Source organism: Halovibrio salipaludis, assembly GCF_002286965.1.
In the GTDB taxonomy this organism is placed as follows: Bacteria; Pseudomonadota; Gammaproteobacteria; order Pseudomonadales; family Oleiphilaceae; genus Halospina; species Halospina salipaludis.
Window position 1 is genome coordinate 363,255 of record NZ_NSKD01000002.1, and the last position, 20,051, is coordinate 383,305.

The 20,051-nt window shown below is 61.3% G+C and carries 17 protein-coding genes; 5 read left to right on the forward strand and 12 right to left on the reverse strand.

The window, feature by feature from the left end; translation table 11 throughout:
- Window positions 1–154: 154 nt before the first annotated feature.
- Window positions 155–2,161, forward strand: coding sequence for a transglycosylase SLT domain-containing protein (locus tag CK501_RS06410; RefSeq protein ID WP_095616916.1), 2,007 nt, complete (start codon window positions 155–157; stop codon window positions 2,159–2,161).
- A 6-nt stretch (window positions 2,162–2,167) separates the two neighbouring features.
- Here the strand turns inward: CK501_RS06410 and CK501_RS06415 are convergent, their stop codons facing one another.
- Both CK501_RS06415 and CK501_RS06420 read right to left on the reverse strand, forming a co-directional pair.
- Window positions 2,168–2,704 carry a DUF4442 domain-containing protein gene (locus CK501_RS06415; protein ID WP_095616917.1) on the reverse strand — a complete coding sequence of 179 codons (537 nt, stop codon included), beginning with the start codon at window positions 2,702–2,704 and terminating at the stop codon, window positions 2,168–2,170.
- Between the two features lie 13 nt (window positions 2,705–2,717).
- Entirely contained in the window at window positions 2,718–4,604 is a 1,887-nt protein-coding gene (locus CK501_RS06420; RefSeq protein WP_158223066.1) for a methyl-accepting chemotaxis protein, read from the reverse strand.
- A 132-nt stretch (window positions 4,605–4,736) separates the two neighbouring features.
- Here CK501_RS06420 and CK501_RS06425 point away from each other — a divergent pair, with 132 nt between their 5' ends.
- The 3 genes from CK501_RS06425 to CK501_RS06435 all read left to right on the forward strand — a co-directional run bounded on the left by CK501_RS06425 (window position 4,737) and on the right by CK501_RS06435 (window position 8,887).
- Complete coding sequence (locus CK501_RS06425; protein WP_095616918.1) at window positions 4,737–6,266, forward strand: bifunctional GNAT family N-acetyltransferase/carbon-nitrogen hydrolase family protein; 1,530 nt, start codon at window positions 4,737–4,739, stop codon at window positions 6,264–6,266.
- Window positions 6,267–6,341: 75 nt separating this feature from the next.
- Window positions 6,342–6,839 (forward strand): helix-hairpin-helix domain-containing protein, encoded by a 498-nt coding sequence (locus CK501_RS06430; protein ID WP_095616919.1) that lies wholly within the window; start codon window positions 6,342–6,344, stop codon window positions 6,837–6,839.
- Window positions 6,840–7,045: 206 nt separating this feature from the next.
- Window positions 7,046–8,887, forward strand: coding sequence for a putative bifunctional diguanylate cyclase/phosphodiesterase (locus CK501_RS06435; protein WP_095616920.1), 1,842 nt, complete (start codon window positions 7,046–7,048; stop codon window positions 8,885–8,887).
- Window positions 8,888–8,903: 16 nt separating this feature from the next.
- On the opposite strand, the gene CK501_RS06440 is transcribed toward CK501_RS06435, so the two are convergent.
- Window positions 8,904–9,284, reverse strand: a complete 381-nt coding sequence (locus CK501_RS06440; RefSeq protein WP_095617159.1) for a PilZ domain-containing protein — start codon at window positions 9,282–9,284, stop codon at window positions 8,904–8,906.
- A 97-nt stretch (window positions 9,285–9,381) separates the two neighbouring features.
- Here CK501_RS06440 and CK501_RS06445 point away from each other — a divergent pair, with 97 nt between their 5' ends.
- The gene (locus CK501_RS06445) at window positions 9,382–10,314 is read left to right on the forward strand and encodes a DMT family transporter (RefSeq protein ID WP_233128854.1); all 933 of its coding nucleotides are present in this window, start codon (window positions 9,382–9,384) and stop codon (window positions 10,312–10,314) included.
- Here the strand turns inward: CK501_RS06445 and msrA are convergent.
- The 9 genes from msrA to asnB all read right to left on the reverse strand — a co-directional run bounded on the left by msrA (window position 10,311) and on the right by asnB (window position 20,049).
- A complete protein-coding gene (gene msrA / locus CK501_RS06450; protein ID WP_095616922.1) occupies window positions 10,311–10,895 on the reverse strand; it encodes a peptide-methionine (S)-S-oxide reductase MsrA in 585 nt (194 codons plus the stop codon). The two genes, CK501_RS06445 and msrA, sit on opposite strands and share 4 nt — an antisense overlap.
- Window positions 10,896–10,897: 2 nt before the next feature.
- Window positions 10,898–11,437 carry a peptide-methionine (R)-S-oxide reductase MsrB gene (msrB, locus tag CK501_RS06455; RefSeq protein WP_095616923.1) on the reverse strand — a complete coding sequence of 180 codons (540 nt, stop codon included), beginning with the start codon at window positions 11,435–11,437 and terminating at the stop codon, window positions 10,898–10,900.
- A 110-nt stretch (window positions 11,438–11,547) separates the two neighbouring features.
- The gene (gene xrt, locus CK501_RS06460) at window positions 11,548–13,086 is read right to left on the reverse strand and encodes an exosortase (protein WP_095616924.1); all 1,539 of its coding nucleotides are present in this window, start codon (window positions 13,084–13,086) and stop codon (window positions 11,548–11,550) included.
- 45 nt (window positions 13,087–13,131) lie between these two features.
- Window positions 13,132–14,037 (reverse strand): glycosyltransferase family 2 protein, encoded by a 906-nt coding sequence (locus CK501_RS06465; RefSeq protein ID WP_095616925.1) that lies wholly within the window; start codon window positions 14,035–14,037, stop codon window positions 13,132–13,134.
- The gene (locus CK501_RS06470) at window positions 14,030–15,070 is read right to left on the reverse strand and encodes a glycosyltransferase (protein ID WP_095616926.1); all 1,041 of its coding nucleotides are present in this window, start codon (window positions 15,068–15,070) and stop codon (window positions 14,030–14,032) included. Before CK501_RS06470 ends, CK501_RS06465 begins: the two co-directional genes overlap by 8 nt.
- Window positions 15,070–16,215 (reverse strand): GNAT family N-acetyltransferase, encoded by a 1,146-nt coding sequence (locus CK501_RS06475; protein WP_095616927.1) that lies wholly within the window; start codon window positions 16,213–16,215, stop codon window positions 15,070–15,072. The genes CK501_RS06470 and CK501_RS06475 overlap by 1 nt, the downstream gene beginning before the upstream one ends.
- A gap of 5 nt (window positions 16,216–16,220) precedes the next feature.
- Complete coding sequence (locus CK501_RS06480) at window positions 16,221–17,108, reverse strand: glycosyltransferase (protein ID WP_095616928.1); 888 nt, start codon at window positions 17,106–17,108, stop codon at window positions 16,221–16,223.
- Complete coding sequence (locus tag CK501_RS06485) at window positions 17,105–18,121, reverse strand: GNAT family N-acetyltransferase (protein WP_095616929.1); 1,017 nt, start codon at window positions 18,119–18,121, stop codon at window positions 17,105–17,107. Before CK501_RS06485 ends, CK501_RS06480 begins: the two co-directional genes overlap by 4 nt.
- Window positions 18,109–20,049, reverse strand: a complete 1,941-nt coding sequence (gene asnB, locus CK501_RS06490; RefSeq protein ID WP_095616930.1) for an asparagine synthase (glutamine-hydrolyzing) — start codon at window positions 20,047–20,049, stop codon at window positions 18,109–18,111. Before asnB ends, CK501_RS06485 begins: the two co-directional genes overlap by 13 nt.
- Window positions 20,050–20,051: the final 2 nt, after the last annotated feature.

The following is a 20,051-nucleotide window of genomic DNA, read 5'->3' on the forward strand; positions in this document are numbered from 1 at the left end:
GGATTGCAAGCTTTTGCTTCATGTACATTACGATTTCCAGCATTCCCTACCGCGCTCTGCTATAACAGACAATGCTGTGATGCATGGAACGCAGTCCCACGCAGCTCCTTTACCCATTGGTTTCACCAGTCGATCACCACGAGGTTGATCAGGGATGCGGCGACTCATTCTTTCTCTCGCTTCGGCAGCGGCACTGACCGGCGCACCGGTTACCCAGGCGGTGCTGGAGGTGCCCGGCCTTTCCGGTGAACCGGCCGTTCCGGTCGTACGCTCAACGGATGACAGCGCGTCACTGGAACAACAGCGCGAACGCTTTCTCAAGGCGGAAGAAGCTCTCGGGAAGCTGGATCTGGACGCCTACGGGTCGCTGAACAATGGTCTGGAAGACTATCCGCTCCAGCCGTACCTGGAACTGAAACACCTCAGTAAACGCCTTTTCGTTGCCACGCCGGCGGAAATCGAGGCCATGATGGCGGAGTACGGTGACATTCCCCTGGCCCACACCCTTCGCCGGCAATGGCTTGTGCATCTGGGGCGCAGCGGCCAATGGTCAACGCTGCGGCAGGTCCATGACGGGACCAGCGGCGGCGACCGGCTGCGCTGCCTGTCTCTGCGCGCACACCTCAAGGACGGCCGGCACAGCCTGGTGATGAACCAGGTACCGGAAATCTGGAAAAGCGGTTATTCACTGCCCAAGGCGTGCAATCCACTGCTGGATTACTGGCGGGAGCACGGTGGACTCACACCGGCACTTGCCTGGACGCGGTTCCACCTTGCGGTGACCAACGGCGAACCCGGGCTTGCCCGCTATCTGCGCCGTTATCTGGATCAGGACGACCGCCCGCTCTCCCGGCTGCTGCTGAACGTTCACAGCAACCCGGAACGGCTGCGCAAAGCACGCGATTTCGACCGTAACGACAGGCGCGTCGGCCAGATTGTTGCCTATGGCATGCGGCGGCTGGTGAACCGGGACCCTGAGCGGGCCGCAGAGATATGGCCCTTCTACCGCGGGCGTTTTCCGTATGAGCCGGGCGCAGTGGCGGCCATCGAGAAACGCCTTGCGCTGCTGCTGGCAACCCGGTTCCACCCGGAAGCGGCAACCTGGCTCGCACAGGCATTGTCCCATGGTGAGGATGAGGCCCTGCGCGAGTGGCAGGTGCGGGTCGCGCTTCGGGACCGGAACTGGCCCAAGGTGCTTGAGCGTATCGGTGCCATGGGCCAGGAACTCCGGGAAAAGCCCAGATGGCAGTACTGGCGGGCGCGCGCACTGGACCAGATGGACAGACCGGCAGAGGCCCAGGCCCTCTATGAGAGGCTCTCCGATCGCCGCACCTTCTACGGTTTCATGGCAGCGGATGAGCTCGGCAAACCCTATTCCCTGAACCACCAGGGCGTCACCATGAACAGTGAGGCCATCGAGCGGGTCCGGGCCACCCCCGGCGTCCGCCGGGCGCTGGAACTGTACCTGCTGGACCGGCTTGATGCCGCCCGGGCGGAATGGCGCCAGGCCATGGAGAAACTGGAGAAGCGGGACGTGCTCGTGGCCTCACGCATCGCCCAGGGCTGGGGCTGGCATGAACAGGGCGTTCACGGGGCGATCGCGACCAGGGCCTGGGACCACCTGGGCATGCGGTTCCCTCTGGCCCATCGACAGAGCTTCCACGGCGCGGCGCGGGATTACAACCTGGACGTCAACTGGGTCTACGCCCTGGCCCGCCAGGAGAGCGCGTTCCAGCCGGATGCCCGGTCCCACCGTGGCGCTTTCGGGCTGCTGCAGCTGCTGCCGGCAACCGCCCGGGAAACAGCGCAGAAAGCCGGCCTCAGCTTCAATGGCATCACCACCCTGCTCGATCCGGAGGCGAACATCCGGCTTGGCAGCGCCCACCTGAGCAGCCTTCTGGAGCGTTTCGACAATAACCGGATTCTTGCCACAGCCGCCTACAACGCCGGCGAGTACCGCGTGAGCCAGTGGATTGACGAGGACAGCCGCGACCTGGCGTCCGACATCTGGGTCGAAACCATGCCTTACCACGAGACACGCCAGTACGTGCGCAACGTCATGGCGTACACGGTCATCTACGGCTACCGGCGCGGTGAGCCGCCGGGCCACCTTCTCACCGAGCGTGAGCTGGCGTGTATGTGCCTAGACGACGTGCAGTAGCAGGCGTCAGACCGGGCGGACCTGATAGTTCGCCTCGGCCCGTGCGACGATCTCGCCGCTGGCATCCTTCAGGTCGAGCTCAATGATGAGTTCGGCCTTACCGTTATCCGCCACATCCTGCTCAATCCGGGCCTTGCGTTCGGCATCCAGTGTCAGTTCCACCTCCAGGTCCGTGCGGGCCGGCTGGTCGTAGAAGATGTGCAGATCCTTCAGGACCGGGATCAGCCGCCCCCCGAACTCCACCAGGGCCATGGCCCCGAACGGAATCTCCGCAAGCAGGAACTGGGCGCCCGCGTAGACCGTACCCAGGTGATTTCGGTTGCCTTTCCGGGTCAGACGGGCGCGCAGGTACCCCTCGCGCAGCTCCACCACACGGAAGCCATTGCGGCTGGTGAACGGCACGCTGGCCGCGATCAGGCGGTTCAGCAGCCCATAGCCCAGTTTCTTCTCAAACCGAGCCAGCCCCGGGATGGGCCGCCCGGATGCCTCGAGCTGCCCGAAATAGCCCCGCACCCGGGGCGCAACCGTATTGAACACCTTCATGACGCGTCCTCTGTCAGACCCTGAAACGCGCTACCTTATCATGAAGTGTGCTTCCGACTTCACTGATTTCACTGCTCAAACGGTCGTTTTCCGAGGCCGCTTCGGCCGCATCCTGTCCCTGGTCGGCAATACGCGTGATGGAGCTGTTCAGCTCGTCCACGGCCGAGGTCTGTTCCTCAGACGCGGTCGCGATCTGGCTGGTCCGGTCGCTGATGTCGGAAATGGACTGGCTGATCCGCTCCAGCGCCTCCATGGCATCCCGCGCCTTCTCCATGCTCATATTGCTGACCGCCTGGGACTCCTGCATCACGCTCACAGCGCGGTCCGCTCCTTCCTTGAGGCGGGTGATCATGTTGTTCACCTGTTCCGTGCTGTCCTGGGTACGCTTGGCGAGCGCCCTGACCTCGTCCGCCACTACCGCGAAACCGCGGCCCGCCTCGCCAGCGCGGGCCGCCTCGATCGCGGCGTTCAGGGCCAGGAGGTTGGTCTGCTCGGCAATGCCCTCAATCACCTCCAGAATCCCGGTGATCTCGCCCACGTCATTGCCCAGCTTATCGATCACCTGCGCTGCTTCGCCGATTTCCCGGCCCAGGCGTTCAACGGCCTCATTGGAGGACTTGACGGTCTGCAGGGATTCCTTGCTGTCACTGTCCGCATTGCCCGCGGAATCCGCCGTGCTCTGGGCGTTCTGGGCGATCTCGTTGACGGCTGCCGACATCTCGTTGATGGCCGTGGCAACCTGGTCAATCTCCTGCTGCTGCTGTGTCACGCTGTCCCGGCTGGTCGCACTGGCATTACGCAGTGACGACACATGCTGCTGCAGTTCGCTGGCGCTCTCCTGGGCTTCCGCCACCACGCCACGCACATTGTCAACAAAGCCATTGAAGGCCTGTGCCAACTGCCCGAACTCGTCATGGCTCTCAACCTCCAGGCGCTTGGTCAGATCGCCCTCACCCGAGGCAATCTCATTCATGGCACGGAGCAGGCGCCGGGCGGGCCTGAGCAGGACATTGAGGCTGACGTAGATCAAACCCAGTGCCACCAGCAGGGCGACGACCGTGCTTCCCAGGGCGTTCCAGCGTCCCTGAATCACCGGTGCCCAGGCCTGGCTCTCGTTCACCATCAGGCCGACGTACCAGTCCACACCCTCGGCTTCCGAAATCGGATGGAAACTGGCCAGGTAGCTTTCTCCATTGAACTCGACCTGGTGCCGCGAGCCATCCATGGGAACGCTCTGCCCCAATACCCTGGAAAGCGAGGTATTAATGTGGTCGGATTCCGGGTGATACAGCACCTTGCCCTCTTCGCTGACCAGCATGGCGTAGCCATTACCCGCCATGGTGACGGGGGAAAGCACATCGTTGATGGCATTCATGCTGATGTCGGCCCCGGCCACGCCTTCGTAGTCGCCGGCGTTTACCGGAGCGGTAGCGGTTATGATAAGCCCGCCGCCGGCGGCGTCCTCGTAGGGCTCAGTGAATCCGGCCCCTTCCCTGCGGGCTTTTTCAAACCAGGGCCGCTGCGAGGGATCAAAGCCGTCCGGCAGCGCGCCTTCAGCCTGCCGGTTCTCCATCAGCATGGTGCCGTCGGCTGTGCCCACATAGAAGTGTTTCAGCCCGAGGCTCTCGGCTGCTGTCGATGACAGGTTGCGAATGCCCTCATCGCTGGTCACGGATTCGGCAGCCTCTGCAAAGCGCCGGGTCGCGTCCAGCCGTGTGTTGAGCCACTGGGCGATGGTCGCCGTACTCTGGTCGACCACCTGTTCCGTGAGCGCATTGAGGTTGCGCTCGGTATGGGCACTCAGCCGGGTGTTGTTGAGAACGGCCGTGGCCAGCATGGCAAGCACCAGCAGGGCACCGAATACGATCAGCAGCTTCTGGCTGAAGGACAGCGACTTCATAGAGCGCTCCGCTTTTCTGTAGGCATTCCGGGACAGCATAGTTGTTAACGGCAGCCATCGCCTGAGCTTTAACCTGGGTTATGATGGCCGGCGTGCATTGTACCGACTCACCGAGTAAGGAGAACCAGCTTGATGGCCCACGATGAACTCCACCTCCAGACGCGCAACCTGGAGCTGCGTGATTACCCGCAGCTGCGTGAGCTCATGGATATGGTCTATGACGACATCGGCGGCGCCTGGCCACGGGATACCATCAAGCACATGATCGAAAAATTCCCGGATGGCCAGATCTGCATTGAGGACAACGGCAAGCTGGTGGCGGTCGCGCTCACGGCCCGAGTGGATTATCAGCGCTTTTCCAACCCGCACACCTACGACGACCTGGTCATGAAGAATGACCGGATCCTCTACAACCCCGAAGGCGATACCCTCTATGGCCTGGATGTGTTCATCCACCCGGACTACCGCGGCTATCGCCTCGGCCGGCGGCTCTATGACGCCCGCAAGGAACTCTGTCGCAGCCTCAACATGCGCGCCATTCTCGCGGGGGGCCGCATTCCCGGCTACCGCCAGTACGCGGATGAGATGAACCCGGCGGAGTACATCAAGCAGGTCCACCGCAAGGAGATCTACGACCCGATCCTCTCGTTCCAGCTCTCGAACGATTTCCAGGTCAAGCGTCTCCTGCACAAGTACATTCCGGAAGACGAGAAATCAAAGGGTTACGCGACACTCCTGGAGTGGAACAACATCATGTTCGAGCCGCCATCCTCGGTGCTCGAAAGCCGCAAGAGCCAGGTCCGGCTCGGTGCCGTGCAGTGGCAAATGCGGGAATTCAATTCCGTGGATGAGGTGCTTCGCCAGGTGGAGTACTTCGTGGATGCGCTGTCCGACTACAAGAGCGATTTCGCGGTCTTCCCGGAGTTCTTCAACGCCTCGCTCATGGGGCTGACGGACCAGACGGACCAGACCAAGGCCATCCGCTTCCTGGCGGCCTTTACGGAGAAGTTCCGGGATGAGATGTCGCAGATGGCGGTGAGCTACAATATCAACATCGTGGCCGGCTCCATGCCGCTGTTCGAGGACGACCGCATCTACAACGTCTCCTATATGTGCCACCGGGACGGACGCATCGACGAGCAGCGCAAGATCCACATTACGCCACACGAGCGCCGCGACTGGGTCATCGAAGGCGGCAATGAGCTGGGGGTTTTCGACACGGACGCCGGACGGGTCATGATCCAGATCTGTTACGACGTGGAATTCCCGGAGCTCAGCCGCATCGCCGCAACAGACGAAGCCGGCGTGGACATCATCTTCGTGCCCTTCTGGACGGACACCAAGAACAGCTACCTGCGCGTGCGCAACTGCGCCCAGGCGCGTGCCGTTGAGAACGAGTGCTACGTGGTCATTACCGGCAGCGTGGGCAACCTGCCCCGTGTCGAGAGCCTTGACGTGCAGTACGCCCAGTCCTCGGTATTTTCTCCCAGCGACTTTGCGTTCCCGCACGATGCGGTGATGTCCGAGTCCACGCCGAATACCGAGATGATCATGTTCTCGGATCTGGATCTCGACAAGCTGAAAGTGATCCGGGCGGAGGGCTCTGTAACCAACCTCAAGGATCGGCGGCCGGACCTCTATGAACTCAAATGGCGGGGGTGACCCACGCTGGTGAAATGTTAGACTGTTCAAGCTTTAAGGGCTCTGACTCACAGGCATATTCAGGGAGCAATACCGATGGGTAAGAAAAAGAAACTCGGCATCAGTTCGCTGGTGGAGCGCGTGGAGCAGCTGGTCAATGATGCGCTCAAGCGGATCGACACGCTGCAGAACCAGGTGAACGACCTGCGTGAACAGCTTATGGAGCGGGCCGGCTTCAGTGACAAACCCTCCGATAACCAGAAGTCCGGTGCATCGGGTGGCGCAAAGCCGAAAGCCGTAAGCCAGTCCACCTCCGGCACCAAGCAGTCTGCAGGCAAAAGTGCTTCCAGCAGCAGTGCCTCCAAGACGGGCTCTGGTTCCGGAAAGGCCGCGAAATCCAGTACGGCAGGCAAGGATGATCTGACTCAGATCAAGGGCATCGGCCCGGCCACTGCGAAGAAGATGCAGGCCAAGGGGATCACCTCCATCAAACAGCTGGCCAATCCCTCCGCGGATGACAGCAAGAAGCTCGAAGAGTTCCGCAAGCTCAAGAGCTTCCCCAGCTGGCAGGCGGAAGCGAAAAAGCTTCTGTAATCAAGCCTCAGCGCCTGCGATCGGGGCCATTCATGGCCCCGCTTCCCCCCTACCCGGGTAAGTGTTACGCTCAGACACATCCATTAACCTGCGTTAACACGTAAAATCTTCGCATAGCCCAAGCCAAGTGTGACGTAATTCCCTACGATAGAAAGGATCTTGTCTAGTGTGGAAGCTGAAGCATCCGCACAAGGAAATAACAAAGGATGGCGCTGATGGTACTGGGAACCCTTCCAGCCTGGCTTACCCTGACCGCAACGGTAACAGCCGTTGTGGTCACGATGGCCCTGATCGCGGCCACGGCTGTGCTCAGCTTCCGGCTCGCACGTTCGCGCAGGGAGCAGAACGAACGTGAGACCACGCTGACCAAGTTCTCCAGCGCTGTCATGAACAGCGGCGCCATGATCCTTATCACGGATTCACAGGGCCGCATCGAGTTCGTCAACGACCGTTTCTGCCAGCTGACCGCTTTCTCCAGGGACGAGGTTCTCGGGCACTCCGTCGCCACCCTCAGCGCCACCGTGAATCTTGCCGGCACCGAAACCGGTGTCCTGACCAACTTCCTCGACTGCCTCCAGCCCCACTGGAAGGGTGAACTGCTGTGCCGTACCAATGGCAGCACGCCACTGTGGACGGCCGTTACCACCTCCTCGGTCCTCGATGATGACGGCGAGCCCGTCAATTACATTGTCTCCGCGGTGGATATCACCGAGCTCAAGCTGGCCCATGAACGCATGGAGCAGCTGGCACTCTTCGACAGCCTGACCAACCTGGCGAACCGGCGCCTGTTCCAGGACCGCCTGGAGCAGGCGCTGCAGAGCGTTGCGCGCCGCCAGACCCAGATCGCCCTGCTCTTTCTGGACCTCGACCAGTTCAAGCAGGTCAACGACAGCCTGGGCCACGACGCCGGGGACATGCTGCTTCTGACCGTGGCGGACCGGCTTAAGTCCTGTGTGCGTGCCCAGGATACGGTGGCGCGACTGGGCGGCGATGAGTTCACCATACTCCTGCACGATGTCTCGGATACCAAGGATCTGACCATGATCGCCGAGAACATGCTGGCCAGCCTCAAGGCGCCGATTCGGCTGAAGGGGCAGGAAGTGCTGATCTCAACCAGCATCGGGATCACCACGGCGCCAGCCGACGGTGAAACCCCGGACACGCTGATGAAGAACGCAGACCTTGCCCTGTACCGCGCCAAGGACAAGGGCCGCGACCAGTACGATTTCTATACCGAGAGTCTGAATGACCGCGCCGAACAGCTGATGACGCTGGAGCGGGAGCTGCGCCATGGCCTGCGGCGCGAGGAATTCTTCCTGCTGTTCCAGCCCCAGGTTGACCTCAACACCGGGGACATCACCGCCATGGAGGCCCTGATCCGCTGGCAGCACCCGGAGCGGGGCGAGATACTGCCCGACGAATTCATCCCGGTGGCAGAGGATACGGGGCTGATCATGCCCCTGGGCAACTGGGTGCTGCAGCAGGCCTGCATGCAGATCAAACTGCTGCACCAGCTGCTTGGGCGTGGCGTGCGCGTTGCCGTCAATATTTCCGCCCGCCAGTTCCGGGATCCGGGGCTGGAGAACGTGATCGACTTTGCACTGCGCACCTCCGGTCTGGAACCGCGCTTTCTGGAGATCGACATCCACGAGGGCATGCTCTCGGATGAGCCTGAGGTAGCGCGGGACCAGCTTGCGCGTATCCGCAGAACCGGCGTCACCATCACCATTGATGATTTCGGAACCGGCTTCAGCAGCCTCCGGCAGCTGCGCTCGCTGCCCGTGGACATGCTCAAGATCGGACAGACCTTTGTGAAGGAGATCCCGCAAGACGGCCCCAACACGGACATCGCCACCACCATCATCGGCATTGCCCAGCAGATGGAGAAGCAGGTGGTGGCGGAAGGCGTGGAAACGGAACAGCAGGAATACTTCCTGCGCATGCACGGGTGCTCACTGGTACAGGGCTACCGCTACGCCCCGCCCATGAGTTTCGACGAGCTCTACCGCTACTTCAGCGACGACAGCGAGCGGGAACTCAAGGCCTGAGCCCCGGACTCCGCGGTTACTGCACTTTCTCCGCCAGCCCCTGATGGCGGTTGAGGATCCCCTCGATGCGCTGCAGTGATTCACTCACCCCCTCGGAAGGGGTTTTTTCAAACTCCAGGCCGAAGAAGTAGCCGTGTTCATCCGTCTGGGAGTGACGAACACTGGCCGTCACCTGATCCACCGTGATCTCCCCCACTTCGGTGTTCAGGCGCAGACTGACCTGTACCTTGCTGTCTGGTTTCAGCAGGTCGTCCGCCGCGATGATCCCGATGCCAAGCCGGTTGTAATCCACAACCTCCACATCAACCCATGCGGATCCAATCAACCCCTTCCGGACCTTGATCCTGGCATCCATGGACACCCATGGCAGGCGCTGCTCGCGACGGCGCTCATTCATCCTGGCAACTCTCCTGTCGGTACCTTTCTGTATTGTGGTCGAGGCTTCTCAGGGGGTAAAGTCCGCACTCCATTTTCACGGTGAAGTGATTGCTGGTTTGCCCGTTTCGAATACCGCTAAATCCGACCTGCTCTTTGTTGCAGCCGCGCTGCTCGCTGCCATCAGCTGGATGTTCTCCCGCGAGGCCGTTCTGGCAATGCCGCCGCTACTGTTCCTGTCGCTGCGGTTCCTGCTTGCCGGCGGTGTTCTTGCCGTCTTCGGCTGGCGGCAGCTGGCCGGCCTGAGCCGGCAGCAGCTCCTGCGGGCCGCGCGCGTGGGCATTGTTTTCGGTGCCGGCATGAGCTGCTGGGTTACCGGACTTCACCTGAGCAGCCATATCGGCGAAGGCGCCTTCATCATCAGCCTGAACGTGGTATTCGTGCCCATTATCGCAAGGCTGGTGTTTTCCGAGGAGCAGCCGGTAACAACCTGGGTGGCTCTGCCTGTCGCCATGGCAGGGCTGGCGTTGCTCTCGCTGAATGGCGGTTTCAACCCGGAAGCCGGCCAGCTCTTCTTCCTGCTCGCCGCCGTGATCCTCGCCTTCTATTTCACGCTCAACTCCAGGGCCGCCAACAGTAACCCTGCAGGCCGGCAGTCACGCCGTGCCGCCCTCCCCGTCTTTCCCCTGACCACAATCGGGTTGACCATGGTAGGCCTCGTCACCCTGGTGCTCTCATTCCTGCTGGAACCCTGGGAGCCCACGTTCAGTGACTTCGGCAGCAACCTGGTGCTCTGGATCGTGCTCAGCGCCATTGTAGGGACAGCCGCACGGTTCATCGTGCAGACGTGGGCCCAGAGCCTGGCGGCACACAGTCATGGCGTGGTGATCCTCTCCATGGAACCGGTCTGGGTGTCCCTCTTCGCGGCGGGTTGGTTCGGCGAGACCATGGTGCTGCAGCAATTCGCCGGCTGCGCGCTTATTCTCACGGCATTGCTGGTTAACCGCTGGCACACCGTCCTGTCGCTGGTGAGGGACCTCCGGGGCGCCTAACGCTCGCCCCAGAGCTCCTCCAGCCGGGAGTCGCGGCCGCAGCTCGTGCGATAGTACCAGTAGCGGATGGGGTTCTTATCGTAATAGTTCTGGTGATAGCCTTCGGCCGGGTAGAACGCCTCCAGTTCCCTCACTGGCGTCACGATCTCCTGATCAAACCGCCCGGACTCCACCAGTGCCTGCTTTGAGGCCTGTGCAGCCTCCTGCTGCGCCTCAGACCGCGTGAAAATGGCGGTGGTGTACTGGTAACCCCGGTCACAGAACTGCCCGCCGTCATCCAGAGGGTCGATATTGCGCCAGAACACCTCGAGCAGCTTCCCGTAAGAGACCTGTTCCGGGTTATACCGGACCCGGACGACTTCCAGATGCTCGGTCTGCCCGGAACTGACCTCTTCATAGCTGGGGTTCTCAAGCTCACCGCCCGCGTAGCCACTGGTCGTCTCCGTCACCCCCTCAAGCTTGTCGTAAGGCGGCTCCATGCACCAGAAGCAACCGCCGGCGAATACCGCGGTCCGGGTGTTCTCCTGAGCATGGCCAGTCAATGCGGCCATCAATAGCAGCACCGGAATCAGGACGCGCATGCTTACCCCCTCAACGCCGGAAGTGTTTCACCTTCCGGTACAAATGTCAGCGCCAGACCGTTGTTGCACCAGCGTTTTCCCGTCGGCTCAGGCCCGTCATCGAAGATATGGCCCTGGTGGCCGCCGCAGCGGACGCAATGATACTCGGTCCGGGGCCAGAAAGCCTTGTAATCCGTCTTCGTGCCCATGTGCTTCTCATGGGCCGCCCAGAAGCTTGGCCAGCCGGTGCCGGATTCGTACTTGGTCTCGGAGCTGAAGAGCGGCAGGCAGCAGGCCGCGCAGACAAAGGTGCCATTACGGTCTTCGTTGTTCAGCGCACTGGTGCCCGCCGGCTCCGTCTCTTCCCTGAAGAGGATGCGCCAGGCCTCGTCCGATACCTTGCCACGCCACCACTCGCCCTTGTGCTCCAGTGGCTGCAGTGCTGAATCAGGAACGGAAACATCGTGGTAGTACCTGATGTCACGGGCAACGGCGAAGCCGGTCGGAACCATCAGGAGGAGTCCCCCCGCCATCATGGAGGCTACAAAATCTCTGCGTTTCATCACGCCCTCCGGGCTGAATGGGTATTAACCTCTTTTACGATGATCCGACACGCCCGGATTGTAGTTGTTACACCTGAAACGGCTTTGAGCTCCATTCCCTGGGAATCTGATCAGCCGCCTTTCGAGCTGTTAAACGCGTCCACGGCCTCCTGCAGACGGGGTCGAACGGTAGCGGCAAGCTCGCGAACCTTCGTTTGGCCATCACAGTCCCCGCAGTGCAGCGCAACAACCATCAGGGAACCGTCCGAGCGGGCATTGAAAACGCCGAGCAACTGGGCCAGCTTGGCCCGCACTTCGTTCGTCTCCCAGAAGCTTTCAACGTAGTAACTGTAGGCCAGGTAAAGATGCTTGTCTGAAGCCCTCTGGCGCAGGGTCAGCCCCTGCCAGCTGATGCCATCCCCCGTATCCACATTGAAGGTCATCTCCGGCAGCCAGGCGCCGCGGTCATAGAGGCGGTTGCCGTACATGACCGCCTCGTGCCCGCCACGCTGGGGATTGTAGGTGTAAAGTCCGACAAAGCTGGTCGGGCGGGCACTGCCCAACTCCAGGTCTTCGTCCTTCAGGAAATAGGTCTTCTGGAGTGAGCGGTCGGTGCCCTTGAACCGGGGCTGCCAGCCTTCGAGCTCGCGCTGGAACAGCGGAGCCCACGTTTCTGACGGTAGCGGGTCAAACGCATAGGTCTGCATCCGCGTCTCGACCTGCGCATGCCCGCCTGAGAACGCCAACACCATGCCAATAGGCAGCAGTGCTGTAATCGCGGTCGCCCAGCGGTCGTTGCCTTTCGGCTCCGGCCTGCTGGCCGGTTGGGCCGACTCTTGTTCTGCCGCCCTGCCCTCAATCGCCCGGGCAATGAAGAACAACGGCACCAGGGTTCCCGCGAAGACCCACCAACCGAAGGCATCGTGGTCCTCAATCAGGCTGGTCTCCATATCCGTCAGGTAGCCCGCCAGGATGATGATGAACACCCGAATCCAGTTCGCCATCAACGCAAACGCGACACCGGTTGTGAACAGCATGATGCGGCTGGACCACAGCCGGAGGTTCAGGTGGCCGTACAGCGCACTCAGTGTCATCCCCACCAGCAGGTAACGCAGACCGGAGCAGCCATGGGCGATCTCAAAGGCGCCGATACCGATTAGGTAAACGAAGACGCCTTCAACCTCGAACTCTACGCCGTAGAGGCCGAGAAGCACCTGGTTCACGGACGTGGTAATCAACTGAAGCGGCCAGCTTATAAAATCCCAGACCGGAATCGTGAAAAACAGCACACCAACCGGAATCAGGAACGGCACCAACTGCCGCCAGCCCCACAGCACCGCGAGTGCGGCGAGGATCAACGGCACCAGCACGACCTGGCGCAGCGCCTGGATGCCCAGGAGGTCGCCCACTACATAACCGAGCATGCCGAGCAACAGTGGCGCCAGCCATAGCGGGTAGAACCCGGTGACCGGCCGTTCGCGCTGCCAGGTCTGGATGCTCAGCCAGATGGAAACCGCCAGCAGGAGGAAACCATGGGAGTAGGATTCATCCAGCTTCGTCCAGCGGTCGAGGGTCAGGAGCCAGGTGCTGCCGGTGCTCAGCAACAGAGCCAGCAGGACTGTCATCGGAGCCAAGCGGCTCAGGCGTTGGTGGGCTGCGAGACCATCCATGCAGCAGATTTCCTTGAGGGTTGGTATAACAGGATAATGCCGCCGTTATCCCCGGACGGCAATACGCAGGACCTGTCTCCATGCACGAGGCCACAAAGGCCGGTACATAAGAGCCCGCAGGGCCTGTGTGAGGGCTTCCCCGCTATCCCCGCCGGCTGCAAGCGCACGGGCACGGGCATTGTGGAAGCTGGCTAGACTCCGCCGGGCAAACCGCGCTGGAACAGCGCCGGTGAAATGCTCGAGGGCATAGTTCATGGCCTCTTCCCGTTGTTCAGACACCGAATCAAGTATCAGCGGTAATGCACCGTCAATCCGGTGGATCCGGATGGGATCAAGCGCCTCAGGAGCGGGCTCGAACGGCGTCCGGTGGGCAAGCCAGAGCAACAGGGTGTGATCGTTTGCCAGTACCGGCCCCTTGCCGGTCTTTTCCAGGGGACGTACGGCTGTATGCCGGATCATCAGTGCCGACAAAGGAAAGCACGGCTGCTCAAACAGCTCCTGGACCATCGAACCATGATGGCGTTCCGGGGGCAGCATTCGCTGTGGATGGCCCTCTTCGTCTGCAATCTCCGTGCGCGCATACATGACACCGGTTCTGTCCGGCAGTTCAGCGAACCGCCCTGCCAATGTCTCCAGAAAGCCGGTCGGCCATACCGTCTGGGGATCAAGGAACGCCACAAATGCCCCCTTGGCCCGTCCCAACGCCTCACGCCGACCGATTGCCCGGTTGGTCTCCTCGACGCTGATAACCCGGATCCGCTCGTCCGAGGCCCAGGCTTCCAGCCGTTCCAGGGTCCCATCTGTGGAGCCGCAATCCACTGCAATAAGCTCCCAGCGGGTTTCCGTCTGTGCAAGTACCGAATCAATCGGCGCATCCAAATGGTCCGCGCGGTTGGCGGTGACCAGCAGTATGCTCACAAGCGGCTTATCAGGAGACCGGGAATCAGTCATTGGAGCCAACCCTTTCCAACTGTTCCCGGAAACGCTGGCAGAACCCGGCGTGATTGTCCAAGGTCCATTCCCGTCCAAGGTTGGCCTTATCCATAAGCGCCCCTGGACGACTGGCAAGCAGCTCTTCGATGACTGCCTCCAGGGCTGCGGGCTGAACGAAGTAACGACGCCCCAGCAAACAGGGTCTTGAGCCTTCCCAGTCCACCAGCCATCCCCGCTCGGGAGCAACCAGCTCGTTCATTGGCGGTGCATCAACCGTTACGACAACCTGCCGGTGGGCCATGGCATCCAGGAGAACATGCCCAAAACCCTCTGCCTCGGAAGGAGCCAACGCAATACCGCATTCAGCACGAAGCTTCGCCATCAATGCCTCATCCGCATGCTCATGGCCCCGTACATTAGGCGCATTCGTGGGTAAGCGGCTTCTGTCATCGATCACCAGGTCCAGCATTGGCCATTCCGGATGGGTGGCCCATAGATTCACGAGCACGACCGTTCCCTTCTTGCGGTTGTTGCCCGCTACGTGAAGGAAACGGCGGAAACGTTCCGGAGAATCATCGGTTGTCACCCTTTCCGGCAACAGCCCGGAGAATCCCAGGAACTCTGCCCGTGGGTGCAGCTCCCGGAACGTCTCCAGGGACTCCTGCGTCTTGCACAGAACTCGGTCCACCAGGGGAAGGTATTGAACCCGCGTCGGGGCGTACCATTCCGCGTTAGGAATCAACCAGTTCTCATGGCTGCCGGCGATGTACCGGGAGTGAATGCGCTGCAAATGGATGGTCAGCGCCAGATCCCGAGGCTGTGGCGCGCGGTAAAGCAAGCATTGCAAACGATTGATGGCGTAACGTAACCCTGCAGGAATCCGACGCTTGAAACGGTCAACACGGCCAATCAGGCGGGCTCGCCGCTCGTTCCGGGGTGGGCACACGATGGTCTCCGGAACCATCCCAGCCTCCCTTATCTGGTCGCTGAGGAGCTCCGCGTCCCGCCGCAACCCTCGACCCGTATCGGAGACGATAATGCGAACCCGCATCAAAGCCTCACGAATCGGTTGATGGACTGACGCAGCCGCCCCGGAAGCCAGGACTGGATCCGGTAGATCCAGCGCATCAGCGGGTGGCGGACGAACTGCACGGTCAGGAAATGCACCTGCTCACCCCGGAAATGGCTCTTGTAGAAGCTCTTTTTGCCCCGGCCGGCGAGCATATCAAAGGTATCCACCGCGTCATTTCGAAAACTCTCCTCGATGGCATAACCAAGATGCAACGTTCCGGGAGCGACCTTGCGGTCGAAATGCTCGTTGAAACCGAGTTGCAGGTTGTAGCGCGTGTGCCCCGCGCAAATATCATAGAGGGCCGATATAGGCTCGCCATTGAACGCCATCACTGAAAGGTGGGTCCGGCTGGAAGGAAAGCGCTTCAATAATGCCCGGTGGAACTCAAGGGCTTCATCTTCAAAGCAGGGTTTGCCCCACCGGTCCTGATGAAATGCATTGAGTTTGGAAAGGAAGGCATCGGCGTCCTCTGTGGGCATATCAAACACGCTCAGCTCACCCCGCTCCTCGAGATAGCGGCGGCGGTTGAACGCCTTGAGCCGGGTGTTAGCGCCCAGGTTCGCGAGCCACTCGCGGAAATCCCCGTTCACCTGCACCCGTACTCCTGAATCCACGGACCGTGGGACGGCGCTGTTGGCCTCCCCGAGGCGGTCAAACGCCTCCTGCCACCGGAGCATGTCCTGGAGCCGCTGGTCCGAGATGATAAGTTCATGCCAGGATAGCTGGATCAGTTCCGCCAAAACGGCTTCGATAACTGTGCTTTCCTGTCCCTCTTCCGCGATGATCCCGCAGTACTCGGTGCGCACGGTCGGCTGTATACGCCATGCGTTACCAAGGAAATGGAGCCGGTTCAGGGTAATTCCCACCGGGGACCGGTACCTGTGGCGGAATAACGGGGCGATTCCCACCAGCCGTTCGCCCTCATAGGCCGCATACAGTACCAGCTCCAGGCCCAGCCGCTGGCCCCATGTTTCCCACCAGGAGTACAGCCACGGCCATCCCATGAACAGCGGATCGGCACTCGCACGTTCGACCAGCGCCGTCCACTCGTTTTCCAGAGCCGCAAAGGCTGCCTCGTCCAGGCGCTGGACCGTCAGGTGGTGCCCGGAGTCGTCATCGACCATGATGGCTATCGTTTCACCGTGATGGCTGCAAGGCCCCGCCAGGCCACCCTGGAGAACGGCCGGTAACGCAGGGCCGTTAGAATCTCACGCCAGGCCAGGCCGCGCTGCCCGGAAGCTGCCAGGTACCGGGCCTTGCGTGTATAGAAGAACGCAAATGCCTCATCGAAGCGTTTTCGGGGGAGCACGTCCGGAAACTGATCCCGGAAGTCACGGATAATAGCCTCGTTGGTCTCGAAGCGAGCGGTCTTGTCTGAAGAGATCTGCTGTTCCATGACGCGGTAGTACGCCAGGTATTCGGGCATGTAATGAAACCGGTATCGGGCGGAAAAGCGCAGCCAGAGGTCGTAGTCATCCGCGACCCGCCGCTTGCCGCTCATGCCCCCCATCTCGTCGAAACAGCGGCGGCGTGCCATGGTCGTGTTCATGGCCACGCAGTTGTCCTTCAGCATCTGGAAGGCAATGAACCCGGAGTACCGCTTCATGTTCTGCCGCGAGGTCTCCGCACCGGCCTCGTTGATGAAGATGTTGTCGCCATAGACCACGTCCACCTCCGGGTGCTCGTCCAAGAGGGCGACCTGCATCGACAGCTTCCCGGGCACCCAGGCATTATCCGAATCTAGGAAACAGATGAACTCGCCCCTGGCTTGCTCAATAGCCCTGTTCCGGGCATGACTCTGGCCCTGGTTGGCCTGCTGGATGTAGTGAACCCGCTCATCCTGCAGCCAGGGCTGCAGCACCTCCCGGGTATTGTCCGTGGAGCCATCATCAACAATCAGCAGTTCAAAATCGGTGTAGTCCTGGTCCATGACGCTCTGGACCGCCTCACCAATGAAATCCGCCCGATTATAGGTTGGCGTGATCACGCTCACGCGGGGCGTCGCTGATCCGGTCATTGCCCGTCTCCCTGAGAAAACCGCTCGCGCGCGGCAAGCAACAACTCGCCGTCGGAGTCCCCACCCATGATGAACCAGCCCTGTTCGGGGTCTGCATCATCCGGTAATGCTGAGCGTACAAAGAATGCCGGCTGTGTCCTGCCCCGGAAAAAACCGCAATGCTCAAAGGCCTTCCCCATGGCGGCGCTGCTCGTGGTGACGGTAAACACCGTGGCATTCGGGTGGTCCACCATGCATCGCGTTACCATTGACCGCATCAGTGCACTTTCGTCGGGGGCCCCGACCCAGTCGACAACGCGCACCGTGGCCTCGTTCACGCGCACGACCATAACGGCCTCGAGCTTTTCATCGGCATCCCGGGCCACCAGGAAGCGGTAATCCGCCAGGGGATGCCGCTGGTATCTCCAGTCCAGGTATTGATAATCGCGTACCACCGCCTTGGTAAAACGCTGGCAAATACTTTCCCAGAGTGCGTCGACTTCGGCTGCTTCAGGAAGCGAATCCTGCCATTGAAGATGCCCCTGATGAGCAGGCAGTGAACCTCCGGTAAGCCGGTTAAGGAACTGGAGGCAGCGCAGCAGATGGTCACGCAGCGACTGGCTCCGGCGGAGATGACGATAGGTCCAGACATCCGGGCTTCGTCGCCAGCCCATGTGGCCCAGAACCGACGCGGCCCTGGCACTCACGCCGAAGGACATGATGACGGGCCCCTTTTCCATCAGGGCTTCCTTGATGGTGCGGCCAAGGCCCTGCCCCCGGAAGCTGGCGTCAACGTAGAAATCGCAGCTCCAGATCCCGTCTACCCGTTCGCCCAGGTAGATCATGCGTGCCGGCATGACCCCGTTGAAACCGACCACCCGATCGCCCTCCACAAGGACCACCGGATCGAAATCCCGAACCATGGCCGGGTCCTCGAACTGCCAGTCCCAGATGCGGTCCTTGAACGGGGCATCATCCAGGAGTTTGAGGATGCCCGGGCGGTGTTCCGGGCGGTACTGGTTCAACTCTGCCATGCGTTTCCGTCACTGTATTCATCGTGCCATGCCTGGAACATGAGTATGCCCCAGAGTTCAGCGCTGTAGTCCTCCCGGCCCCGCTGGTGTTCCCGCCAGAGCCAGCGGATGGTTTCCGGCCGCCAGTATCCCTGTTCCTTCAACCGTTGGTGATCAAGCAACGGTTCCGCCCATTCGCGCAACGGGCCGCGCAACCATTGGCCAAGCGGGACTGCGAAGCCCTGCTTGGGCCGGTCGATCAGGTCCCTGGGCACGTGGCGATAAAGCACCTTCCGCAACACCTGTTTGCCTGTCCCCCCACTCATATTGAGTGCGGTCGGAAGTCCGAGCGCAAACTCCACGATACGCCGGTCCAGCATCGGTATCCGAGTTTCCAGGCTGCACGCCATAGCAGCACGGTCGACCTTGGTCAGGATGTCGTCCGGAAGGTACCAGTTCAGGTCCCGCCACATCAGGGTTTTGAGCGGATCCTGCCGGAGCTCTACCGGCAGGGCCCCGGTCAGGCCGTATTGAGGTTCATCGGCCGCTAACAGTGCCTCTTCCGGATGCGACCAGAACGAGACACGCTGGCGGTAGAATTCCGACAGGTCCTCCGCCGAGCTGATCGCCCGCTGTGCCCCCAGGCGGCGCTGGATGGCGAGCTTCCCCCGGCCCCACTGGGAAGGCACCAGGGTGCTGATCAACGGCGCTACCAATGCCGGGGGCAGCAGGGCCAGCAGCGTGCGCAGCCGGTTGGAAGTGCCCCAGCGTTCCTGCCAAGCCCGTGCCATACCCGGATAGCGGGTGTAGCCGCAGAACAGTTCATCCCCGCCATCGCCAGACAGTGCGACCGTCACGTGTTCCCGCGTCATCCTGCTGACAAGATAGGTGGGAATCTGCGATGAGTCGGCAAAGGGTTCATCATAGATCCTCGGAAGCCCGGGGATCACTGCCAGCGCATCATCCGCGGAAACGTACAGCTCCGTGTGGTCAGTCTGCAGGTGCCGGGCGACTCGCGCCGCGTGTTCCGCTTCGTTGTAACCCGGTTCATCGAAGCCAATGCTGAAGGTCCGGATCGGATCGCTGGCATGCTTCTGCATCAGCGCCGCAACGGTGGAGGAGTCCACCCCACCCGACAGGAAGGCGCCCAGGGGCACATCCGAGATCATCTGGTCCCGGATCACCTCCTCCAGAAGGGATTCCAATCTATGAGAAGCCTGTTCGGTATCACCGTGCCAGGTATCGCCAATGAAAGACGCCATGCGCCAATAACGGTCGACCACCGGCTCACGCTCCGGGGTGTCCAGGTCAAGACGCAACCATGAAGCGGGCGGCAGCTTGAAAATGCCCTCATGGATGGAATGCGGCGCCGGAATCAGGTTGTGGCGCAGCAGCAGGGGCAAGGCCTGTTGATTGATGCGCCCCTGCCAGTCCGGATGCCGACGCAGGGCCTTGAGTTCGGAACCAAACAGGAAGGTGCTGCCCTGCCAGCCGTAATACAGGGGCTTCTCCCCCATCCGATCCCGGGCGAGATAAAGTGCCCTCTCCTCGCGATCCAGCACGGCAATGGCAAACATACCGTTGAACCGGTCCAGGGACTCCTGCAACCCCCAGTGCTCGAACGCTGCCAGCATGACTTCCGTATCCGAATGGCCCCGGAATGGGTATCCCAGACCATCCAGGTCCCGGCGGAGATCCATGAAGTTGTAGATCTCACCGTTGAACACCATCACGAACCGACCGGAGGCGGACACCATGGGCTGGGCACCGGCCGGTGAGAGATCCTGGATGGAGAGGCGGCGATGCACCATCCCGATGCCCACCTCGCCATCCAGCCAGGTCCCCTGGGCGTCAGGCCCCCGGTGATGAAGAGCGGCGCCCATGGTCTCAAGAAGCGTCTCCGCATCCGGTTGTACGCCCGTTCGCCAGAACCCAGCCAGTCCACACATCG

Coding starts and splice junctions, on each gene's coding strand:
- CK501_RS06470 (WP_095616926.1), bottom strand. CDS start 15,070: ATGCGGGTTCGCATTATCGTCTCCGATACGGGTCGAGGGTTGCGGCGG.
- CK501_RS06410 (WP_095616916.1), top strand. CDS start 155: ATGCGGCGACTCATTCTTTCTCTCGCTTCGGCAGCGGCACTGACCGGC.
- msrB (WP_095616923.1), bottom strand. CDS start 11,437: ATGAAACGCAGAGATTTTGTAGCCTCCATGATGGCGGGGGGACTCCTC.
- CK501_RS06475 (WP_095616927.1), bottom strand. CDS start 16,215: ATGGTCGATGACGACTCCGGGCACCACCTGACGGTCCAGCGCCTGGAC.
- CK501_RS06485 (WP_095616929.1), bottom strand. CDS start 18,121: ATGGCAGAGTTGAACCAGTACCGCCCGGAACACCGCCCGGGCATCCTC.
- CK501_RS06480 (WP_095616928.1), bottom strand. CDS start 17,108: ATGACCGGATCAGCGACGCCCCGCGTGAGCGTGATCACGCCAACCTAT.
- asnB (WP_095616930.1), bottom strand. CDS start 20,049: ATGTGTGGACTGGCTGGGTTCTGGCGAACGGGCGTACAACCGGATGCG.
- CK501_RS06440 (WP_095617159.1), bottom strand. CDS start 9,284: ATGAATGAGCGCCGTCGCGAGCAGCGCCTGCCATGGGTGTCCATGGAT.
- CK501_RS06435 (WP_095616920.1), top strand. CDS start 7,046: ATGGCGCTGATGGTACTGGGAACCCTTCCAGCCTGGCTTACCCTGACC.
- CK501_RS06420 (WP_158223066.1), bottom strand. CDS start 4,604: ATGAAGTCGCTGTCCTTCAGCCAGAAGCTGCTGATCGTATTCGGTGCC.
- msrA (WP_095616922.1), bottom strand. CDS start 10,895: ATGCGCGTCCTGATTCCGGTGCTGCTATTGATGGCCGCATTGACTGGC.
- CK501_RS06430 (WP_095616919.1), top strand. CDS start 6,342: ATGGGTAAGAAAAAGAAACTCGGCATCAGTTCGCTGGTGGAGCGCGTG.
- CK501_RS06415 (WP_095616917.1), bottom strand. CDS start 2,704: ATGAAGGTGTTCAATACGGTTGCGCCCCGGGTGCGGGGCTATTTCGGG.
- CK501_RS06465 (WP_095616925.1), bottom strand. CDS start 14,037: ATGACTGATTCCCGGTCTCCTGATAAGCCGCTTGTGAGCATACTGCTG.
- CK501_RS06425 (WP_095616918.1), top strand. CDS start 4,737: ATGGCCCACGATGAACTCCACCTCCAGACGCGCAACCTGGAGCTGCGT.
- xrt (WP_095616924.1), bottom strand. CDS start 13,086: ATGGATGGTCTCGCAGCCCACCAACGCCTGAGCCGCTTGGCTCCGATG.